Here is a 21,520-nt window from a genome sequence, read left to right as displayed (position 1 = left end):
GCCAATGGCTGGACCAGCAGCATCATCAAATCCGCCAGCAATCAAGTCGCGCATCGGCGCGATCCTGCGTGCGACATCGGGCAATTTCCTCGAGCAGTTCGACTTCTTCCTGTTCGGATTCTATGCCGCCGCAATCGGCAAGGCGTTCTTCCCCTCCACCAACGAGACCGCGTCGCTGCTCAACACCTTCGGTGTGTTCTGGCTCGGCGCCTTGATGCGCCCCGTCGGCGCAATCGTCCTCGGCGCTTACATCGATCGCATCGGCCGCCGTCAGGGCCTGATCGTCACGCTGGGCATCATGGCGGTCGGCACTGTCGTCATCGCCTTCTGTCCGAGCTATGCCACGATCGGCATCGCAGCGCCCGTCATCGTGCTGATCGGCCGTTTGCTGCAGGGCTTCTCCGCGGGTGTCGAGCTAGGCGGCGTGTCGGTCTATCTTGCTGAGATTTCGACACCCGGCAATCGCGGCTTCTACACTTCGTTCCAGTCGTCGAGCCAGCAGGTCGCGATCTTCGTCGCCTCCATCCTCGGCTACATCCTGTCCGAGCTGATGCCGGCCGACACGGTCGCGTCCTGGGGCTGGCGCATTCCCTTCTTCGTCGGTTGCCTGATCATTCCCCTGATCTTCTTCCTGCGGCGCACGCTGGAGGAAACGCCTGCTTTCCTCGCCATGAAGAAGCACCCGACCGCGAGCCAGGTATTTGCTTCCGCGCTCGCCAATTGGCGCATCGTCATCCTCGGCATGATGATCGCGATCCTGACCACGACGACGTTCTACTTCGTGACCGTTTACACGCCGACCTTCGGCAAGACCGTGCTGAAGCTGTCGACGCAGGATGCGCTGCTGGTGACGTTGCTCGTCGCCGTCACCAACTTCATCTGGAATCCGGTCGGCGGCGCGCTGTCCGACCGCATCGGCCGCAAGCCGGTGCTGATCGGGATCGCCACCCTCTCGCTGCTCACCGCCTATCCGGCGCTGAGCTGGCTGGTGGCGGCACCGACCTTCGGCAAGCTGCTCGCGGTCGAGATGATGTTCTCGTTCTATTTCGGCATGTACAGCGGCACCATGCTCGGCGCGCTGGTCGAGATCGTGCCGGCGCATGTGCGCACGACCTGCTTCTCGCTGGCCTTCGCGCTCGCAGCCGCGCTGTTCGGCACCTTCACGCCGTTCGCCTCGACCTGGCTGATCGAGCAGACCGGCAACAAGGCTATGCCCGGCGCCTGGCTGATGTTCGCAGCACTGCTGGGTATCATTGCGGCCTCGATCGTCTATCGCGGCGGCGGCAAGGCGGTGCCGACGTATGATCCGGTCGTCGAGCCGACGGCTGGGCATTGATGTCGTTCCGGGGCGCGCGTCGCGCGAACTATGGTGCGCAATTGCGCACCTGAGAATCTATTTCTCCCAGCATTCCTGACGCACGATGGATTCCGGGCTCGATGCTTCGCATCGCCCCGGGATGACAGGGAGCTACAACTCCACCACCACGTAGTCGCTCTCGACCTTCACGGGAATCGTCTCGGCGACATAGGGTCCCTTCACCACGCTTGCGCCCGGCTCGACGTGGGCGGGATAGGCTTTCACGCGAAAGCGACGGGGATCGCAATAGGACTGGCCGGTGCGGATGTCGAACTCCCAGCCGTGCCACGGGCAGCGGATGATCTCACCGAGCTTGGTGTACTCGATCTCGCCGGGATCCTTTGACTGCGCAAGGCCGATCAGCGGCCCCTCGCACAACGCAGCGCCCTGATGCGGGCAGCGGTTCATCAGGCCGAAATACTCGCCCTTGATGTTGAAGACCGCGATCGGCCGGCCGTCGATCTCGAGAAATTTTCGCGTGCCGGGCGGCAATTCATCGACCGCGGCAACCACATGCCGCGCCATGCTCTAAGTCCTCCGCATGATCTGATCGGAAAACCGCTTCACACTTTTCCGGATCATGCGGCAATCCCGTACAGCTTCTTGGCATTGCCGAGATAGAACGCTTCGCGATTGGCCTCGCTCACGCCTGCCGGCAGCACCCGCGACGGCTCGTCATAATCCCAATGCGGATAGTCGGTCGCGAACAACAGCCGGTCCCAGCCGATCCATTTGATGACGTCGAACAGATCCTCGCGCCTTTCGGGATCTTCCATCGGCTGCGTGGTCCACCACACCTGCTCGCGGATATATTCGGACGGGGGCCGCTTCACATGCGGCACCTCGCTGCGTAGCCGCTGCCAGACCTTGTCGAGCCGCCACGCCAGCGACGGCGCCCAGCCGAAGCCGGCCTCGATCATCACCATCTTCAGCTTCGGGAAGCGGTCGAACACACCTTCCAGCACCAGGCTCGCCAGCGCCGATTGCTGGCACTGCGAGTGGCCCACCATCTCCTCGATGTAATAGGACGGCCAGCCCGATGGTGTGATCGGGTTGCCGCCGAAGCCGAAGGCGTGCACGCCGACCGGAAGCCCCGCCTCTTCCGCGGCTTGATAGATCGGCCAATAGCGGCGCTGGCCGAGCGGCTCGACATTGCGGCTGAGCAGCAGCACCTGCACGAAATTCTTGTCGCCGGCGCGCTCGCGAATCTCCGCAGCAGCCGACATCCCGTCCTCATTGCCCACGACAATGGACGCCTTCAGGCGCTTGTCCTTGCTGGTCCATTTGTCGATCTGCCAGTCGTTGATCGCGGAACACAGCGCCGCCGAGAGCTCGTGATTGCGGATGCCCTGCCCGGTGTTGAGCGGATTGAGCACACCGAGCTGCACATTGTTGGGATCGAGCAGCTGCTTCTGCATGAAGGAGAGCGAAGAGCCCTGCGGCCCGCCTTCGGGCGGATAGGCATCGCGGCGCGAGGCGTTGGGCTGGGCCTTCGGATAGGGCGGGCCTTCCATCATGCCCTGATAGGCATGGACGCCGTAGATTTCGAGATGATGCTGCCAGCGTTTGGCGAGGTAGGGATAAAGCTCGGTCCGGGTCGCGCGTGCCGGATGGATGTCGCAGTCTGCAATCGCGGTCTTGGTCGTCAAGGGGGAGGACGTTTCGGTGCTCTCGCGGAACTGGATGTTCATCGCCTTGCCTCCTTTGGCAGCGGGCTCATTTCAGGCGGGGATAGGTAGCATGCGGATTGTCGATCATGATCTTGCGCACGAGATCAGGGGTGAGACCCTCGGGCAGCGCATCCTGGCCGTCGAACTGCCAGTGCGGATAGTCCGTGGAGAATAGGACCAATTCGTCGGACTGCATATGATCAAACAGGCGAATTAATGTCTCGGGTTCCGGCGGCGCATCAAATGGCTGTAATGAGAAGCGGATGTTGCTGCGCACAATGTCCAGCGGCGCGCGATCGACCCAAGGTGTCTCCATCCGCACCCCGCGCCAGAACTTGTGCAGGCGCCAGAGAAAAGGCGAGATCCAGGACACGCCCGACTCCAGCATCACCATCTTCAGCCGCGGATATTTTGCGAACACGCCCTCGACGATCAGGCTGGTGAGCTGGGTCTGGAACGCCTGCGCCTGACCGACATAATCCTCGATGTGATAGGAACCCCAACCGACCGCGGTCGGCGGATTGTGATAGGCGGAACCGGCGTGGATGCCGACCGGAAGGTCGAGCCGTTCCGCCGCCTGATAAATCGGCCACAGCCCGCGCTTGCCGAGCGGCGTGTCGCCCATCACAAGCATCAGCACCTGCACGAAGCGCTTGTCTTCTGCGCACCGCTCGATTTCGGCGACGGATTTCTCGATGCTTTGCGTCGGGATCACGATCGAGCCGCGCAGCCGGGAGTCACGATCGAGCCATTCCCTGGCGAGCCATTCATTCAGCGCGCGGCAGAAGGCGGCCTGCATGTCCTCCGAGAACACCATCTGCACACCGTAAAGCGGATTGCAGATGGCGCAGCTGAGCTGGAAGGGATCGAGCACATGGCGCTGCATGTCCTCAAGGCTTTCGCCGGGCTTGCCGGTCTCGGGACGCCAATCGGGTCGCGCCACGATCGGCGAATTCTTCGGATAGGATTGCGAAACGAGGTCGACCATGCCGCGCGTCGTCACTTGGTCGCGCCAATAATCGTTCAGATAGGGCAGCAGGCTGGTCAGATGCGGCACGGCTGGATGAACATCGCAATCCACCCCACCGGCGATCAGGGACGCCATGACGTCTCCCTTCTCACGTTTCCTCGTCGGTCTCGTCGTGGGGCGGCGCTTGGCCGCTCCGTTCGCGGGCGGCTCTTCGCCGCTCCGCCTTGTAGCCATTCAAGCAGGCCTGCCCCTCGCCCGCAACTCGGCCACCGCTGCTGTCATATGCTAGGAAGGCTGAGCTCGGTTGCGAAGGGAACAAGGGGGAGAGGATGAAAGAACTCGTCGGCATTGCGGAACAGGTGGCAGCGAAACTGATCGCGCGCAAACAGACGATTGCGGTTGCGGAATCCTCGGCCGGCGGCCTGATCGCGGCAAGCCTGCTCGCGGTGCCCGGCGCCTCCGCCTATTTCCTCGGCGGCGCCGTGGTCTACACCCGCGACGCCAGACGCGTGCTGATGGATATTTCAGACGAGGGGATGAAAGGCTTGCGCTCATCCTCGGAGCCCTACGCAAAATTCCTCGCCGAGCAGATGCGCAGCCGCTTCGGCTCCGACTGGGGCCTGTCCGAGACCGGCGCAGCCGGCCCGACCGGCAACCGCTACGGCGATGCCGCCGGCCACAGCTGCATGGCGGTCGCGGGGCCCGCAACGCAGGTGATGACACTGGAGACGGGCAGCAATGATCGCCTCGCCAATATGCAGATGTTCGCGGCGACGGCGCTGAAGTTGTTGTTGAGGAAGCTGGAGGGGTGAACGGTTGCCAGCGACCACGCGTTCAGTTCCGTCGTCCTTCGAGGCTCCCCTTGCGGTGCAAGGGGAGCACCTCAGGATGACGGAGAGGCACTATTGCTCGAGGCAAGGACCGACCTCACCGTCCCAAATGGCGCACAAAAATTCGCACCACATGGCCTTTGAACCGCGGCGCCTCGTCATAGAGATCTGACGCGATCCGCTCGATGGTTTCGCGCAAGGACAAGAACTGCGCTTGCCGGGCGCTGCTTTCGGTGCCCTGCATGCCCGCGAGCTCGTCCATCGCGGCGTCGCTGATCTGGCAATCCACAACGTCACCATCGTTGAGCATGGTGAAGCGGAAGGCCAGACGTTCGAGGTCATGGCCGATGATCCTGTCGCGCGTCAGCGGCATGCAATTGTCCCGTTCGCCCCCGAACGGGACAATGCTGAAATTCGCCGGACTTGTCACCCCACAGCTGGCAGTCGGCTCACAGGCTTCAGTAGGCGAGAGCTGTACCGGTGGGCTTGTCCAGTGCTGCTGCCAGTGACTTGTACTCGTCGCAATCCGTCCCGCAAATGGCCGCGATCCGGTTGAGATGGAACATCGCTTGCTCGCGATTGCCCTGCTCGAGCTGCCACAGGCCATAATATTGCCAGGTTAGCACGTGGTTCGGGTCGATCTTCAGCGCGTGCTCGTACCAGACCTGCGATTGCTTGTAGTCACCGAGCTTGCGGTAGGAGTAACCGATCAGATTGGCGACATTCGCATTGTCGTCGTGGCCGAGTGACTTCAACTGCGCGATCGCCGCAAGGTAGTCGTTGCGCTCATAGATGGTGTCGTAGGCCACGCGGTAGCCTGCGGCAAAGGCCGGATCATCGATACTCGACTGGTTATTGGCCTTCTTGCCCTTCTGTGTGGCTTTGGTGCCGCTGCGCGACGGATAGGTCGGGGCCGGCGTACTCTGGCTGGAAGAGGGGTGGGCGAAGGGATCCATCCCGCCTCCACCTCCACCGCCTCCGCCGCCACCTCCGCCACCTGCTGCCCAGACAGGTGCAGATCCGGCCATGGCAGTGAGCGCCGCAAGATACGCGCCGCGAACGGCAAGCCTGATGATCGGACTGACCATTGTGGTCTCCTGATATCTGCTCGAACACGCCCCGGACGAGATGATAACCCTGCTTCGGCAGGGATATTCCCGCGGGCACGCACGCGGGCATACGACGAGCTCGGCACGACAAGCGTGCTGCCGTTGTTGGGGGCAGCTCTGATCGATTTACTGGAACGCGACCTCGGCAAAGCTACGAAGCTTGCGCGAATGCAGCCGCTCCGATTCCTGCTGCTTGAGCCGCTCGAGCGCCTTCAGGCCGATCTCGAGATGCTGGCCGACCCGGGCGCGATAGAATTCGCTGGCCATGCCCGCGAGCTTGATCTCGCCGTGGAGCGGCTTGTCGGAGACGCAGAGCAGCGTGCCGTAGGGCACGCGGAAGCGGTAACCGTTGGCGGCGATCGCAGCCGATTCCATATCGAGCGCGACGGCGCGCGATTGTGACAGGCGGCGGATGACCTCTGGGCCGGAGATTTCCCAATTGCGGTTGTCGACGCTGGCGACCGTACCGGTGCGCATCAATCGCTTGAGCTCGAAACCTTCCAGACCCGTGACGTCCTCAACCGCTTGCTCCAGCGCGACCTGCATCTCGGCCAGCGCCGGGATCGGCACCCACGGCGGCAACTCGCGATCGAGCACGTGGTCCTCGCGCACATAGCCATGCGCAAGCACGTAATCGCCGAGCCGCTGCGTGTTGCGCAAGCCCGCGCAGTGCCCGAGCATCAGCCAGGCATGCGGCCGCAGCACCGCGACGTGATCGGTGACATTGCGCGCATTGGAGGGACCGGTGCCGATATTGATCAGCGTGATGCCGCGATAATCAGGCGCGACCAGATGGAAGGCCGGCATGTTCGGCGTGCGCGCAGGCGCGACCCCGGTCGTGCTCCCGTCGCCGCGCGTGACGACGTTGCCGGGCGCAACGAACGCGTCGAGCCCGGCTTCGCCGGACTGGAGCCGCTGCTGGCACGCTTGCGCGAAGGCATCGACATAGAACTGGTAGTTGGTGAAGATCACAAAGTTCTGGAAATGCTCGGGGTCCGTGCCGGTGTAGTGGTAGAGCCGGCGCAGCGAGTAGTCGACGCGGGCGGCGCGGAACAGCGAGAGCGGCTCGGGCGCACCTGCCTGAAGCTGGAACGTGCCGTCGGCGATGGAATCGTCCATGGTGGCGAGAACAGGCACGTCGAACGCGTCGCGCAGCGATCGCGTCACCGGCGAGTTCTCGCTGGTGGTGATGGCCGCCTCGATGTTGATATCGCGGCGATAGGCGAAGTGAATCGGGATCGGCTCGGCGGATTCACCGATCTCGACGGGCACGCCATGGTTCTGGATCAGCAGGCCGATCTGCTCGGTGAGATAGGCCCGGAACAGATCCGGCCGCGTCACGCTGGTCTCGTGCACGCCGGGACCGGCGACAAAACCGTAGGAGAGACGCGAATCCAGCCGCGCATGCGTCGCGGTGGTGAGACGGACAAACGGATAATAAGCCCGCACCCGCGTCGTGATCGCTTCACCGGAGACATAGGCCTCGAACCGGTCGCGCAGGAATTTGGTGTTGCGCTCGTAGATCTCTTCGAGGCGGGCGACGGCCGCGGATGCGTCGGAGAAGGATTTGGTGGCGATGGATGGTGGAGACTGCATTGTTCGACCGGCGGGTTTTGGGAACGTGAGTCGAACTATAGCAAAGAAGCAGGTGCCGTAGGGTGGGGTTAGCACAGCGTAACCCACCGCTTCTGCTTCAGCGGATGGAGTAGTTGTGGGTTACGGCTTCGCCTAACCCACCCTACGAAATCGAGCTTGCCGCTCCAGATCCCGGATGCGCGCTAAGCGCGTTCCGGGATGACACGCTTTCGCGTGTCACTTCTCCCGGAACGCCCGCATGAACTGGTCGTGCAGCGGCTTCAAGAGGTAGGACAGCATCGTGCGGTCGCCGGTCTGCACGAACGCCTCCACCGGCATGCCGGGGATCAGCTTGGAATCGCCGAGCTTGGCGACCTCTTCCGCCGACATCGAGACGCGGATGGTATAGTAGCTCTGGCCCGTGCGCTGGTCGGTGGTGACGTCTGGCGAGACGCGGCTGACGACGCCGTTGAGCTCCGGCGTGGTGCGCTGGTTGAAGGCGGACAGACGCAGCAGCGTTTTCTGGCCGATCTGCAGCTTGTCGATATCGACCGGATTGACCTTGGCCTCGACCTGGAGATCGTCGGTCTGCGGCACGATCAGCATCAAGGTGTCGCCGGCGGTGACGACGCCGCCGACGGTGTGCACCGTCGATTGCAGCACCATGCCGTCCTGCGGAGCGCGAATGTCGACGCGGCGGAGCTGGTCCTCGGCCGCGACCTTGCGCTCGATCAGCTCGCCGCTCTTGTCGTTGGTCTCACGCAGATCCTTGGAGACCTCGCTCACCATGTCCTTGTCGACCTGGATGATCTGCAATTCGGTCTCGGTGATCTTGCCCTTGGCCTGGGCCCGCGAGGCGACGTACTGGGCGCGCTCGCCGTTGAGGCGGGCCGAGTCGCGCTCCAGCGTGGTCAGGCGCGAGATCTGCACCAGATGCTTGTCATAGAGATCGCGGACGCCGGTGAGCTCCTGCTGTACCAGCGCGATCTCCCTGTCCTTGGCTTTCTCCTGCGCGGAGAGACCTTCGATCTCCTCGTTGAGCTGCTGGATGCGCTCGCGCAGCTGCGCCTTCTGGCCTGCACGGCCGTTGACACGGACCTCGAACAGCTTGGTTTCGGCGGAGAGCAGCGCCTTGACATCAGGATCGTCACGGCGGTCAAGCAGCGCTTGCGGAAACTCGATCTTGTCGAGACCGCGCTGCTCGGCCTGAAGCCGTGCCGCACGCGCCTGCGCCGCGTCGAGGTTCTTGACGACGATGGCGAGGTTGGCCTTGGTCACGGTGTCGTCGAGCCGCACCACGATGTCGCCCGCCTTGACCACGTCGCCGTCGCGGGCGCGCACCTCGCCGACCACGCCGCCGGTCGGATGCTGCACCTTCTTGACATTGGATTCGACCACGACCTGGCCCGGCGCGATCAGCGCGCCTGAGATCAGCACCGTCGAGGCCCAGCCGCCGAGACCGACGGCGAGGAACGCCACGGTTCCAAGCCCAAGCATCAGATGAAACCGGATGGAGTCCCGGACAGTCTTGGTCGCGGCCGCCTTGGTCCCGCCAACCGTCATCGTGCTCATGCTTTGGTCACTCCGCCTTCGCTGACGACCTTGATCGGCGCCGGCGGCGCGACGCGGGGCTGGAGCACCTGGGCGAGGACCTGCTCCTTCGGACCGAAGGCCTGCATGCGGCCGTCTCGCAGCACCAGGATCTGGTCGACCGCCTCGACGCCGATCGGCCGGTGCGCCACCACGACGACGATGGCGCCGCGCTCGCGGGCGCTCCGGATCGCCCGTGTCAGCGCCTCGTCACCTTCGGTGTCGAGATTGGAATTGGGCTCGTCCAGCACGATCAGGAACGGATTGCCGTAGAGCGCGCGAGCCAGCGCGACGCGCTGGGCCTGGCCGGCCGAGAGCGAGGCGCCCTGCTCGCCGACCTGGGTGTTGTAGCCCTCGCGCATCTTGATGATCATCTCGTGCACACCGGCTGCCTTGGCCGCGGCGATGATGCCGTCGGAGGTCGCCTCGGGGTCGAAGCGGCTGATGTTCTGCGCGATGGTGCCGCCGAACAATTCGACGTCCTGCGGCAGATAGCCGATGTAGCGGCCGAGCACGTCGCTCGACCATTGGTCGAGCGCGGCGCCGTCGAGCCGGACCTTGCCGCGGACCGGCTGCCAGACGCCGACCAGCGCGCGGATCAGCGAGGATTTGCCGGAACCGCTCGGCCCGATCACGCCGAGGCCGTTGCCGGCTTCGAGAGAGAAAGTGACGTCCTGCACGATGAGGCGCTGGTCGCCCGGCGCCACCATGGCAACACCTTCGACCGAGAGGCGGCTGGTGGGCGATTGCAATTGCGTCGGCGTCGCCTGCGCCGGCATCTGCTCCAGAAGCTTGCTGAGGCGGTGCCAGCTCTGGCGGGCCGCGACGAAGGATTTCCAATGCGCGATGGCGAGATCGACCGGCGCCAGCGCGCGGGCCGAGAGGATCGAGCCGGCGATGATGATGCCGGCGGTCGCCTCCTGGTGGATGACGAGCGTGGCGCCGACGGCGAGCACGGCGGATTGCAGCATCATGCGCAGCACTTTGGCGATGGCGCCGAGGCCGCCGGCGACGTCGCTCGCGCGCTGATTGCCGGCGAGGTATTTTTCGTTGGCCGCGCTCCAGCGCGCGTTGAGCCGGCCGGCCATGCCCATCGACACCAGCACCTCGGCATTGCGGCGGCTGGACTGGGCGAGGTCGTTGCGCTGGGCGGCAAGGCCCATGGCCTCCTTGGCCGGCTGGCGGGACAGAAATTCGGTGACCAGCGTCAGGCCGACCAGGATGACCGCGCCGACCAGCGCGGTCACGCCGATCCAGACGTGGAAGGCGAAGCAGATGCCGAGATAGAGCGGCAGCCAGGGCAGGTCGAAGAAGGCGCTCGGGCCCATGCCGCCGAGGAAGGAGCGGACATTGTCGAGGTCGCGCAGCGGCTGCAGCCCCTCGTTGCGATTGCCAACCAGCAGCGGCAGCCGCACGATGGTGTCGAACACGCGCTTGTTCAGGGCTTCGTCGAGTGCGGTGCCGACCCGTCCCAGGATGCGGCTGCGGATCATGTCGAGCACGCCCTGCGCCATGTAGAGGCCGCCGGCGAGCACGATCAGGCCGACCAGGGTCGGGATGCTGCGGCTCGGCAGCACCCGGTCGTAGACCTCCAGCATGAAGATCGACCCGGTCAAATAGAGCAGGTTGATCATGCAGCTCATGAAGCCGACGCCGACGAATGCCGTGCGGCAAGCACGCAGCGCGTCACCGAGCTCTGAACGGCGGAGGCCGGGAACGGCTGCCATCAGTCTGATCTCTTTCGGGTGAGGGGCAGACCCCCTGGATTCAAAGGCGAATCATGGCGTATGCGCCGCGGATTAATATCGGGTTCTCCCCGCTTGCAATGCAATCTAATTCATCCGGGCCTGGCCACATCTACTGCGAACAGCCCGATCCGCAAGTCCGGTGTTTCACAGTCTTTGCGGCTTTTTCGAGCAAAGACAAGCGCCTCCCCCCAGGGCGCTGACAAGCCGCTGGGGAGAGGCGCAAGGTTCCGACCGGTCGGACCGCTAGAGCCGGCCGCCGCCGCGGACCAGCCGGACCACCAGCAGCAGGATGACGGCGCCGATCGCGGAATAGATGATCTCCGAGACCAGCCCGAGGCCGAGATGGATGCCGAGCCTCGGGAACAGGAAGGTCGCGACAAAGGCACCGAGGATGCCGATCACGATGTCGCCGATGATGCCAAACCCGCTCCCCCGCACCACCTTGCCAGCAAGCCAACCGGCAACCAGGCCGACGAACAGGATGACGAGGAGGCTTTGACCAGAAATGTACATAAGATGAAGTCCCTCTCCGTTAACCCGGCCATGGAACGGGAACCGGGATGAACGGGGTCTGAATGGTGTTCCCCGCGGGGCCCCTCAGTCCTGGAATCGCTAAAACAACCCCATGCACAGTAGAAATGGCCATTGCCGCGATGCGGGGTGCGGCCTGTGACAAGGGCGTGCCGGCGCAGGGGATTTTTGAGTTCAGGAGTGCACCGGCTCCGCCAGCACGCATCGTGCCGCCCGGCCAGGTCCGACCTCGACGACCGGCGGCAGCTGCTCAAGGCAGCGGGGCTGGGCCGCAGCGCAGCGCGGGGCGAAGGAGCAGTTGTTCGGCTTTTCGGCCAGCGACGGCGGGGTGCCGGGAATGGTTTCCAGCCGCTGGCCGCGCCTGGCGCCGTGGATGGTCGAGGCGAGCAGGCCGCTGGCATAGGGGTGGACCGGGGCGCGGACGATGTCGCGCAAGGTCCCCTGCTCCACGATCTGGCCGGCATACATCACCGCGACGCGGTCGCAGATCTCGACCGCGACACCAATGTCGTGGGTGACGAAGATGACGGACATGCCGAACTCGCGCTGCAGCTCGCGCAGCAGCAGCAGGATCTGGATCTGCACGGTGGCGTCGAGCGCGGTGGTGGGCTCGTCCGCGAGCAGGATCTTGGGACGACAGGCGAGCGCGAGCGCGATCATCGCGCGCTGGCGCATGCCGCCGGACATTTCGTGCGGATAGGCGTCCAGCCGCCTCCTCGCCGAGGGGATGCGCACGATGTCGAGCATCTCGAGCGCCCGCGCGCGCCCTTCCGCATAGCTCTTGCCTTCATGGCGCACCACGCTTTCGGCGATCTGCGCGCCGATGGTGTAGACAGGATCGAGCGCGAGCGCCGGCTCCTGGAAGATCATCGACACGGTCTGGCCGCGGAACGACGACAGCTGCTCGTCGTTCATCGCGAGCACATCCTGCCCCATCACATCGACCCTGCCGGAAATCTGCGTGCGCTTCTTCGGCAACAGCCGCATCAGGGCACGCAGGGTCACGCTCTTGCCCGAGCCTGACTCGCCGAGCAGGCCCAGCACCTCGCTGGTCCCGAGCGAGAGATTGAGATCGTTCACGGCATAGACCGTGCGCTCGCCGTTGAAGCGGATGTTGAGGCCTGAGATCTCGACGAGCTTTGTCATGACGGCAGTTTGGGCAACCTCTCGTGATAGTCGGTGACGCGCTGGAACGCGGCTCCGATGGTCAGCAAAGTCGCTTCGTCAAAGGAGCGGCCGATCAGCTGCATGCCGACGGGCAGGCCGCTCCTGGTGAAGCCGGACGGCACGGTGAGCGACGGCAGGCCCAGAAAATTCACCGGGCGGGTGAACAGCGTCAGCCGCTGCAGCAGCGCCGGCGCGTTCGGCCCGCCGCCGACATCGCTTTCCTCGATCGTCGGTGCCGGCACGGGCGAGGCCGGCGCGATGATCGCGTCGACGCCAGCGGTTGCCGCATTGTGCGCGGCAAGCGCCGGGCCACGCCAGCGCATTGCCTCGAGATAGGTGATGGCGGGAACGGCGAGGCCGTTCTGAAGCCGCATCAAGGTCTGCGCGCCATAGTCCTGGGGCCGCTCGATCATCCAGCGCTTGTGGAAGGCGGCCGCTTCCGCGGCGAGCACGAGCTGGGCTGCGGCCTGCAATTGCCGCTGATCCGGCAACTCGACCTTGACGATGTCGGCGCCCTCGCGCTTGAGCACCGCAATGGTCTCGTCAAGCACGCGCGCGACCTCGGGATCGAGATCGTCGACATAGAACGATGCGGGCACCCCGAGCTTGAGGCCCTTCAGCGAGCCCTTGGTCGCCGCGACATAGTCCGACAGCGGCTCCTGGCTCGTGGTCGTATCCTCGGGGTCGGGACCGGCGATCAACGCCAGCAGCAGCGCGCAGTCTTCCGCGGTCCGCGCGAGCGGGCCAACTGTATCGAGCGATTGCGACAGCGGCATCGCACCGGCGCGGCTGACGCGGCCGACCGTGGTCTTCAGCCCCGTGACGCCGCAGAAATGCGCGGGAAAGCGGATCGAGCCGCCGGTGTCCGAGCCCAGCGCCGCATAGGTCAGTCGCGCGGCGACGGCCGAGCCGGAGCCCGAGGATGAACCGCCGGTGATATGCGCGACATTCCAGGGATTGCGCACCGGGCCGTAATGGGCGTTGTGCCCGGTCGGGCCATAGGCGAATTCGGCCAGATGCAGCGTGCCGAGCCTGACCTGGCCGGCGTCCTTCAGCCGCTGCAACGCCGTCGACGTCACCGTCGGCACGAAATCGCGGCGGATCAGCGAGCCGCAGGTGCAGACCTTGCCGGCATCGTAATACATGTCCTTGTGCGCGAGCGGGACGCCATGCAGCGGACCACGCACCTCGCCCTTCGCAAGCTCGGCGTCGGCGCGATCTGCCGCCTTCAGCGCGGCTTCCGCTTCGATCGACATGAAGGCGTTGAGATGCGGCTGCCATTGCGCGATGCGGTGCAGCAGCGCGCGCGTCACCTCATGCGAGGACACCTGCTTCATCGCGATCGCGCGCGCGACCTCGGTGAGCGTCATCAAGGCGGGCTCGGTGCTCATTTCGACACCTTCTGGGTCTGCGCGAGCGGATAGAGCGCGGGCTCGAGGTCGAACGGCAGCGTGCCGGCGATGGCGGCAAAGCCCTCGAAGGCAGGTCCGATGGAGTTCGAGATGCGCGTTGCGATCTCCTCGTTCACGGGGACGCCGGCGATCTGCGCCGTCGCCTGGATTTCCTTTGTCGTCGGTCTTGTCATGCGGTTTCCTCTTGGGGCGCGCGGCTATGGCCTGAACCTGGAATCGCCATGTAGCACGCGGCCTCGTGGCCCATATTATCCAGCGCGGTGAGCTTTGGCGTCGCATTTGCGCAGAGCGGCTCCGCAAACGGACAACGGGTGTGGAAACGGCAGCCCGAGGGCGGATCGATCGGATTGGGCGGGTCGCCCGAGATCGGCGGCTTCTCGGTGCGCCTGTCGGGATCGGAGGACGGCATCGCAGCAAGAAGCGCGCGCGTATAGGGATGCGCAGGACTGTCCCAGACCTGGTCGACCGGGCCGAGCTCGACGACCTCGCCGAGATACATGACCAGCACGCGGTCCGAGATGTAACGCACGACGTTGAGGTCGTGGCTGATGAAGAGATAGGTCAGCCCGAACTCGCGCTTGAGATCGGCAAGCAGATTGAGCACCTGTGCCTCGACGGATTTGTCGAGCGCGGAGACGGCTTCGTCCAGGATCACCAGCCGCGGCGACAGCGCCAGCGCACGCGCGATGTTGACGCGCTGGCGCTGGCCGCCGGAGATTTCGTGCGGGTAGCGATTGGCGAAATTTGCAGGGACCAGGCCGACCTTGCCGAGCAGCTCACGGGCCAATGCGCGCGCCGCGCCATCGGCCATGCCGTGGACTTTCGGGCCGAAGGCGATGGACTCTTCGATCGTCAGGCGTGGATTGAGCGAGGCATAGGAGTCCTGGAACACCATCTGCATGCCGCGGCGCAATTCGCGCAAGGACAGCGACTGCCCGACGGTCATGCCGTCATAGATGACGTCGCCGTCATCGCGCGGCATCAGATGCATCAGGAGCCGCGCGGTGGTGGACTTGCCGCAGCCGGATTCGCCGACGATGCCGACGGTCTCGCCCTTGGCGACGGAGAAGGAGACGTTGTCGACGGCGCGCACGGTGCGCTTGGCGGCGAACAATCCGCCACGCACGGGGAAGTGTTTCGTCAGGCCGTTGACCTGGAGCAGCGGCTGCGCAACGCCGCCGCGGTCTTCGACCGGCTCCAGCATGGCAACGGATGTTGTGGTCTCGGTCATGGGCACGGTCCTCCACCTCTCCCCATCGGGGAGAGGTCGGCGCGCAGCGCCGGGTGAGGGGGCGCGGCAAACTCGGTGGAGCGTAACCCCTCACCCGGATTGCATCTGACGATGCAATCCGACCTCTCCCTTCGGGAGAGGTGGGGCACCGACGACGCCTTTGCAGCCTGCGTCTTTCTCATCATGACCTAGTTCCTGATGTCCATGGCGCTGCGCAGGCCGTCCGAGAGCAGGTTGAAGCAGATCGAGACGGCGAAGATCATCGCACCCGGCAGGGCCGCGACCCAAGGATTGACGTAGATCGCGGTGCGCAGCGTGTTCAGCATCAGGCCCCATTCCGGCTCCGGCGGCTTGGTGCCGAGGCCGAGGAAGGAGAGGCCGGCGGCCAGGATCATCGAGACCGAAATGAGACTGGTGGCATAGACGAAGATCGCGCCCAGCACATTGCCGAGGATGTGCACGCGCATGATGGTGAGCGGCCCGGCGCCGGAGGCGCGCGCAGCTTCGACAAAGTCCATGTTGCGCACGCCGGTCGTGACGCTCTCGGCGACGCGGGTGATCTGCGGCACGAACACGATGGTCAGCGCCACGATGGAGTTGAGGATGCCGGCACCCAGCGCGCCCGAGATCGCGATCGCCAGCAGCACGGAGGGGAACGCGTAGAACACGTCGACGGTGCGCATGATCGCGGTGTTGAGCCTGCCGCCGACATAGCCGGCGATGATGCCGAGCGAGGTGCCGATGCAGAAGGCGAGGATCACGGGCAGAATGCCGATGACCAGCGACAGCCGCCCGCCATAGATCAGCCGCGCCAGCATGTCGCGGCCGAGCTCGTCGGTGCCGAGCGGATAGCCTGATGTGCCGATGTGGCGGAGGCGCCGGATCATCGAGCCCTTGTAGGGATCTTCCAGCCCAAGCCAGGGCGCGAGGATCGCGGAGACGAAGATCAGCAGCAGCACGATGGCGCAGGCCATGCTGACCTTGTCGCGCAGGATGCGGCGGCCGACCGTCGCCCAATAGCCGCGGGCGCTGGTGGCGGGCGCGACCTGCAGCGCGGCGTCGGCGGTGGCGGACAAGGGAAGCTCGCTCATCCCCCTAGCCCCGCTTGATGCGCGGGTCGATCGCGGCTTGGGCGATGTCGACCAGGAGGTTGAGGACAACGAAGAACAGCGCCAGCACCAGAATCGTGCCCTGCAACAGCGGCAGGTCGCGCTGGAAGATTGCGGAGTTGAGCAGGAAGCCGGAGCCCGGCCAGGAGAACACGGTCTCGATCAGGATCGAGCCGCCGAGCATGTAGCCGAGCTGGAGCCCCATCACCGCGAGCGCGGTCGGGGCGGCGTTCTTGATGACGTGGCGGAACACCCCGCGTTCGTGCAGACCCTTGGCGCGCAACGCCTCGACGAAGTCCTGCGAGAGAATATCGCCGGTGAGCGCACGCACGGTGCGGGTGACGATGCCCATCGGGATCACCGAGGTCGTGATCGCCGGCAGCACGAGATATTGCAGATGCGCCCAGTCCCAGGCCCACGAGTTGGAGCCGTTGGGACCGGCGCCGACCGCGGGCAGCCAGTTCAGCTCGACCGAGAAGATGATGACCAGCACCATGCCGAGCCAGTAATGCGGCACCGAAACGCCGGCGATGGCAAAGGAGGTCGCGACCTTGTCGATCCAGGTCTCGCGGAAATAGCCGGCGATCAGGCCGAGCAGGATGCCCATGGTGAAGCCGATGACGGCCGCGGCAATCGCCAGCGTGACGGTGTTGCCGACCGCACGCATGACTTCGGCCAGCACCGGGCGGCCGGTCGCGATGGAATTGCCGAGGTCGCCATGCAACGCGCGCAACAGCCAGAGTCCGAACTGCGCCGGCAGCGGCCGGTCGAAACCGTAGGCGGCGCGGAGCTGTGCCGCGAGCTCCTGCGAGGCATCGGCGGGGAGCACCGCGACCAGCGGATCACCCGGCGTGATGTGCACGAGCAGAAAGCACACCAGCGCCACGCTGATGACGATCGGGATGACATAGACGATGCGTCTGGCGGTATAGGCGAGCACGTTTGGTTACTCAGGTTAGCGCGGAGATGCCGTCATGGCCGGGNCCCGCCTGCGCGGCCGAAGCCGCTTCGGCGAGGCGAAGGCCCGGCCATCCACGTATTTTACTTAGCCCGGTCATTCCGGGATGGTCCGAAGGACCAGACCCGGAATCTCGAGATTCCGGGTTCGATGCTGCGCATCGCCCCGGAATGACGGGAGACCTGGATGCGCGATCACCTCACTGCATCGCAATCGGCGAGAAGTCGATGAACCAGCTCTTCGGCTGGATCACGCCTGTCACTTTCGGGCTCATGGCGCGCGGGCCGACGTCGTGGGCGACGTAGAGGAAGGCGGCGTCGTCGACGGAGGCTGCATGCAGCTCGGCGAGCGCGGCGTCGCGCGCGGCGGGATCGAAGGTCTGCCGCGCCGTCTTCACCAGCTCGTCGAATTTGGGATTGTTGATATAGCCCCAATTGTTCGAGACCGGCGGGGCCATGCCCGATTGCAGGAAGCGCACCAGCGCGAAGAACGGGTCCATCGCCGCATAGGTGACGTTGGTCGCGTTCGAACCGTTGGCCGAAGGGTCCTTGGCGCCGCGGCGCCAGTTGGTGAACAGCGTATTCCACTCGATGACATCGAGCTGCACGTCGAAATAGCATTCGGCGAGCGCCTGCTGGAGATATTCGTTCATCGGCAGCGGCTGCATCTGGCCCGAGCCCGAAGCCGACGTCTGGATCTTCACCGTCAGCTTCTTGTTCGGACCGAAGCCGGCCTCCTGCATCAGCTTTTGCGCGGCCGGCTTGTCGTACTTGATCTCGAAGGTCGGTTTTCCCCGCCAGGGATGGCCGGGCTCGAAGGTGCCTGATGCGGGCACCATGAGCCCCGCAAGCAGCCCATCCCTGAGGCCTTCGCGATCGACGCAGAGATTGGCGGCCTTGCGCACGCGGATGTCGTTCCAGGGCGAGCCCTCGACGCGCGAGAACTGCCACGGCCAGACATGCGGCTGCTCGTTGGCGTAGAGCTTGAAGCCGCGCTGCTTCAGCTCGGGCAGCGCATCCGGCGCCGGCGCCTCGACCCAATCGACCTGGCCGGACAGCAGCGCCGCGGTGCGCGCGTTGGCCTCCGGCATCGGCAACAGCACCATCTTGTCGATCTTGGGCACGCGGGCCTTGTTCCAATAGTCAGCGTTCTTGACCAGCTCGAGCCGCTCGCGCGGGGTGAAGCTCGCCATCTTCCACGGGCCGGTGCCCGCGGCGTCCTTGGCAAAGGCGGCCCAGGCGGCCTGCGACTTGGCCTTGGCATCAGTGCCTTCGGCCTTTTCATAGAAATGCTGCCACTTCGCCGGGCTCGCCATGAACAGGTTGGTGAGATTGATCGGCAGGAAGCTGTCGGGCTCCTTGGTGGTGAGCTCGACGGTCATGTCGTCGATCTTCTTCGCGGAGGCCAGCGTCGGCATGCGTGAGGCGGTGACGCCGACCTGGCTCGGATCGAACTGCGGCGCGTCCTGCTTCAAGACCTTGTCGACGTTCCACACCACGGCATCGGCATTGAACGGCGTGCCGTCATGGAAGGTGACGCCGGGGCGCAGCTTGAAGGTCCATTTGGTCTTGTCGGCATCGTCGACCTTCCATTCGGTCGCAAGGCCCGGGATGACCACGCTCGGCTTGTCGGCGGAGGACAGGTCCCAGCCGGTGAGCGCGTCATACATGGTGAGGCCGGTGAAGCGGTTGCCTTCAAAACCCTGATCGGGCTGACCGAGCGTGCGCGGAATATCCGCCGCGGTCATGCCGATGCGCAGCACGGTCTCGGCGCCGGCCGCGCGCGGCCAGGCGGCTGCAGAGGTCAGGGCGAGTGCAGCAATCAGTGCTGCGCGCGCGGTTGTCTTGATAAGCATTGCCGTCGTCCTTTTCCCGGAAACGATGATTAATTTTGATGCAAACGTATGCAATGGCTATGCCAGTGGAGGAAAGTTATTCTGCAAATTGCCCCTGCGACGACAAGTCCTTGTGATCGCGCGTGTGCATGGGCACCGCCCTGCCTATTCTGGCATCAAGATTGCAGGTTTGGCCCCGGATTTCTCCTGGGAGCTTTGGGCCATGCGTATTCGTGTTACGACCTGTCTCGCTGCGCTTGCGCTGGCGATATCAGCACTCTCGGCGCGCACCGAGACGGTGGTGCGCTACGGCATCTCGATGGCGGATATTCCGCTGACGACGGGCCAGCCCGATCGCGGCGCCGGCGCCTACCAGTTCACGGCCTACACGATCTACGATCCGCTGGTGGCCTGGGAGATGGACGTCGCCGACCGCCCGGGCAAGCTGGTGCCGGGGCTCGCGACGGAATGGAAGGTCGATGACAGCGACAAGACCAAGTGGCGCTTCGCCCTGCGCAAGGGCGTGAAGTTTCACGACGGCAGCGAGTTCAACGCCGATGCGGTGATCTGGAATCTCGACAAGGTGCTCAACGACAAGGCGCCGCAATTCGACAAGCGCCAGAGCGCGCAGGTGAAGACCCGCCTGCCCTCGGTCGCCAGCTACGCCAAGATCGACGACTTCACCGTGGAGATCACGACCAAGACGGTCGACTCCTTCTTTCCCTATCAGATGCTGTGGTTCCTGGTCTCGAGCCCGGCGCAATATGAGAAGCTCGGCAAGGACTGGGACAAGTTCGCAAGCCAGCCGTCAGGCACCGGCCCGTTCAAGCTGACAAAGCTGGTGCCGCGCGAGCTTGCCGAGCTCAGCAAGAACCCGGACTATTGGAACGCGAAGCGGATTCCCAAGGTCGACAAGATCGTGCTGGTGCCGATGCCGGAAGCGCTGACGCGCACCAATGCGCTGCTCGCCGGCCAGGTCGACCTGATCGAGACGCCGGCGCCCGATGCCGTACCGCAGCTCAAAGCCGCCGGCATGAAGCTCGTCGACAACGTCACGCCGCATGTCTGGAATTATCATCTCAGCGTGCTGCCGGGCTCACCCTGGACCGACATCCGCCTGCGCAAGGCACTGAACCTTGCCATCAACCGTGACGAGGTCGTCGGCCTGATGAACGGTCTCGCCAAACCCGCCAAGGGCCAGGTCGACCCGTCGAGCCCATGGTTCGGCAAGCCGAGTTTTGAACTGAAGTACGATCTCGCTGCCGCGAAGAAGCTGGTCGAGGAAGCCGGCTATTCCAAAGCAAAGCCGCTGAAGACCACCTTCATCATCGCGCAGGGCGGTACCGGCCAGATGCTGTCGCTGCCGATGAACGAATTCCTGCAGCAGAGTTTCAAGGAGATCGGCATCGAGATCGACTTCAAGGTGGTCGAGCTCGAGACGCTCTATACGCATTGGCGCAAGGGCGCCGCCGACGAGATGAATGCCGGCATCACCGCCAACAACATCGCCTATGTCACGTCAGACCCGCTCTACGCCATCGTCCGCTTCTTCCACTCCGGCCAGATCGCGCCTGTCGGCGTCAACTGGGGCGGCTACAAGAACCCTGAGGTCGACGCGCTGATCGACCAGGCCAAGCAGACCTTCGACAGCACCAAGCAGGACGAACTGCTGGCCCGGGCCCATGCGCTTGTCGTCGACGATGCCGTGCTGGTCTGGGTCGTGCACGACACCAACCCGCACGCCCTGTCGCCGAAGATCAAGCAGTTCGTGCAGGCGCAGCACTGGTTCCAGGATCTGACCACGATCGGGGTGGAGTGAAGAAGCACGGCTGTCGCAGGGTGGGTTAGCCCTGCGACTGCGCGAAGCGCAGTTCGCACGGTGTAACCCACCATGCTTTTCGCAAATGCCGACCGAAGTCGGTGGGTTACGCTCAACGGACTGCGCGTCGCGCATCCGCTGAGCTAACCCACCCTACTCGCTGACCACGACCGGGATCGAGTGAGGGCGGCGAGCACAGGTGCCGTAGGGTGGGCAAAGCGACTTGTCCGCCGTAGCTCGAAGAGCGAAGGCGGAAGCGTGCCCACCATTGGGTTGCGATGGACGCAGGTCGTGGGCACGGCGCAATGCGCCTTTGCCCACCCTAGGAGACTATCGCGAGCTGTTGAGCGCAAATGCCTCAACCGGCTCGTCATTGCGAGCGCAGCGAAGCAATCCAGAATCTTTCCGCGGAGACACTCTGGATTGCTTCGCTGCGCTCGCAATGACGGAGTGTGGGCGACGGCGGAGCCCTCTCGCTCGCCCCTACTTCGTCAGCAGCGCATACGCGCCGGTCCAGCCCTCCGGCGGCGGATTGGCTTTGAACTCCCTGATGCGCGCTTCGTAGAGCTTGAACAGCTTTTCCAGTGTGTCGGCCTCCTCGCTGCGGCGG

19 protein-coding genes are annotated in these 21,520 nt (G+C 64.7%); 3 read left to right on the top strand and 16 right to left on the bottom strand.

Annotation, left to right across the window (positions count from 1 at the left end; all coding sequences use genetic code 11):
- Window positions 1-4: 4 nt before the first annotated feature.
- Complete coding sequence (gene tcuC / locus AOQ71_RS11735; protein ID WP_057746218.1) at window positions 5-1,336, top strand: MFS transporter; 1,332 nt, start codon at window positions 5-7, stop codon at window positions 1,334-1,336.
- Window positions 1,337-1,468: 132 nt separating this feature from the next.
- Here the strand turns inward: tcuC and AOQ71_RS11730 are convergent, their stop codons facing one another.
- From AOQ71_RS11730 to AOQ71_RS11720, 3 genes are read right to left on the bottom strand one after another with little or no spacing between them, the layout of a single operon-like run.
- Entirely contained in the window at window positions 1,469-1,882 is a 414-nt protein-coding gene (locus AOQ71_RS11730) for a Rieske (2Fe-2S) protein (RefSeq protein ID WP_057746215.1), read from the bottom strand.
- Between the two features lie 53 nt (window positions 1,883-1,935).
- Complete coding sequence (locus AOQ71_RS11725; RefSeq protein ID WP_057746212.1) at window positions 1,936-3,048, bottom strand: amidohydrolase family protein; 1,113 nt, start codon at window positions 3,046-3,048, stop codon at window positions 1,936-1,938.
- A 25-nt stretch (window positions 3,049-3,073) separates the two neighbouring features.
- A complete protein-coding gene (locus AOQ71_RS11720; protein WP_057746210.1) occupies window positions 3,074-4,132 on the bottom strand; it encodes an amidohydrolase family protein in 1,059 nt (352 codons plus the stop codon).
- A gap of 194 nt (window positions 4,133-4,326) precedes the next feature.
- Here AOQ71_RS11720 and AOQ71_RS11715 point away from each other — a divergent pair, with 194 nt between their 5' ends.
- Window positions 4,327-4,809 (top strand): CinA family protein, encoded by a 483-nt coding sequence (locus tag AOQ71_RS11715; RefSeq protein WP_057746205.1) that lies wholly within the window; start codon window positions 4,327-4,329, stop codon window positions 4,807-4,809.
- A 115-nt stretch (window positions 4,810-4,924) separates the two neighbouring features.
- On the opposite strand, the gene AOQ71_RS11710 is transcribed toward AOQ71_RS11715, so the two are convergent.
- The 13 genes from AOQ71_RS11710 to AOQ71_RS11650 form a co-directional block, all read right to left on the bottom strand.
- Window positions 4,925-5,200: a DUF1488 family protein gene (locus AOQ71_RS11710; RefSeq protein WP_057746200.1), complete on the bottom strand. Its 276-nt coding sequence runs from the start codon at window positions 5,198-5,200 to the stop codon at window positions 4,925-4,927.
- 85 nt (window positions 5,201-5,285) lie between these two features.
- Window positions 5,286-5,915, bottom strand: coding sequence for a tetratricopeptide repeat protein (locus AOQ71_RS11705; RefSeq protein ID WP_057746198.1), 630 nt, complete (start codon window positions 5,913-5,915; stop codon window positions 5,286-5,288).
- Between the two features lie 147 nt (window positions 5,916-6,062).
- Complete coding sequence (locus tag AOQ71_RS11700; RefSeq protein ID WP_057746195.1) at window positions 6,063-7,532, bottom strand: AMP nucleosidase; 1,470 nt, start codon at window positions 7,530-7,532, stop codon at window positions 6,063-6,065.
- Between the two features lie 216 nt (window positions 7,533-7,748).
- Window positions 7,749-9,083 carry an HlyD family type I secretion periplasmic adaptor subunit gene (locus AOQ71_RS11695; RefSeq protein ID WP_057746192.1) on the bottom strand — a complete coding sequence of 445 codons (1,335 nt, stop codon included), beginning with the start codon at window positions 9,081-9,083 and terminating at the stop codon, window positions 7,749-7,751.
- Entirely contained in the window at window positions 9,080-10,828 is a 1,749-nt protein-coding gene (locus tag AOQ71_RS11690; RefSeq protein ID WP_057746189.1) for a type I secretion system permease/ATPase, read from the bottom strand. Before AOQ71_RS11690 ends, AOQ71_RS11695 begins: the two co-directional genes overlap by 4 nt.
- 264 nt (window positions 10,829-11,092) lie before the next feature.
- Entirely contained in the window at window positions 11,093-11,362 is a 270-nt protein-coding gene (locus tag AOQ71_RS11685; RefSeq protein WP_057746187.1) for a GlsB/YeaQ/YmgE family stress response membrane protein, read from the bottom strand.
- 192 nt (window positions 11,363-11,554) lie between these two features.
- Window positions 11,555-12,526, bottom strand: coding sequence for an ABC transporter ATP-binding protein (locus tag AOQ71_RS11680; protein ID WP_057746185.1), 972 nt, complete (start codon window positions 12,524-12,526; stop codon window positions 11,555-11,557).
- The gene (locus AOQ71_RS11675) at window positions 12,523-13,938 is read right to left on the bottom strand and encodes an Asp-tRNA(Asn)/Glu-tRNA(Gln) amidotransferase GatCAB subunit A (protein ID WP_057746182.1); all 1,416 of its coding nucleotides are present in this window, start codon (window positions 13,936-13,938) and stop codon (window positions 12,523-12,525) included. Before AOQ71_RS11675 ends, AOQ71_RS11680 begins: the two co-directional genes overlap by 4 nt.
- Window positions 13,935-14,132, bottom strand: a complete 198-nt coding sequence (locus tag AOQ71_RS11670) for a hypothetical protein (RefSeq protein WP_057746179.1) — start codon at window positions 14,130-14,132, stop codon at window positions 13,935-13,937. Before AOQ71_RS11670 ends, AOQ71_RS11675 begins: the two co-directional genes overlap by 4 nt.
- The gene (locus tag AOQ71_RS11665) at window positions 14,129-15,190 is read right to left on the bottom strand and encodes an ABC transporter ATP-binding protein (protein ID WP_057746176.1); all 1,062 of its coding nucleotides are present in this window, start codon (window positions 15,188-15,190) and stop codon (window positions 14,129-14,131) included. The genes AOQ71_RS11670 and AOQ71_RS11665 overlap by 4 nt, the downstream gene beginning before the upstream one ends.
- A 188-nt stretch (window positions 15,191-15,378) precedes the next feature.
- Window positions 15,379-16,281 carry an ABC transporter permease gene (locus AOQ71_RS11660; protein ID WP_057746172.1) on the bottom strand — a complete coding sequence of 301 codons (903 nt, stop codon included), beginning with the start codon at window positions 16,279-16,281 and terminating at the stop codon, window positions 15,379-15,381.
- 4 nt (window positions 16,282-16,285) lie between these two features.
- The gene (locus tag AOQ71_RS11655) at window positions 16,286-17,239 is read right to left on the bottom strand and encodes an ABC transporter permease (protein WP_057746169.1); all 954 of its coding nucleotides are present in this window, start codon (window positions 17,237-17,239) and stop codon (window positions 16,286-16,288) included.
- 217 nt (window positions 17,240-17,456) lie between these two features.
- A complete protein-coding gene (locus tag AOQ71_RS11650; protein ID WP_057746166.1) occupies window positions 17,457-19,112 on the bottom strand; it encodes an ABC transporter substrate-binding protein in 1,656 nt (551 codons plus the stop codon).
- A 202-nt stretch (window positions 19,113-19,314) separates the two neighbouring features.
- On the opposite strand from AOQ71_RS11650, the gene AOQ71_RS11645 reads away from it, so the two are divergent.
- Window positions 19,315-20,910 (top strand): ABC transporter substrate-binding protein, encoded by a 1,596-nt coding sequence (locus AOQ71_RS11645; protein ID WP_057746162.1) that lies wholly within the window; start codon window positions 19,315-19,317, stop codon window positions 20,908-20,910.
- Window positions 20,911-21,520 lie beyond the last annotated feature (610 nt).

The organism is Bradyrhizobium manausense, from assembly GCF_001440035.1.
In the GTDB taxonomy this organism is placed as follows: domain Bacteria; phylum Pseudomonadota; class Alphaproteobacteria; order Rhizobiales; family Xanthobacteraceae; genus Bradyrhizobium; species Bradyrhizobium manausense.
The sequence above is the reverse complement of the archived record's forward strand: the minus strand, read 5'-3'. Positions and strand labels throughout refer to the sequence as shown.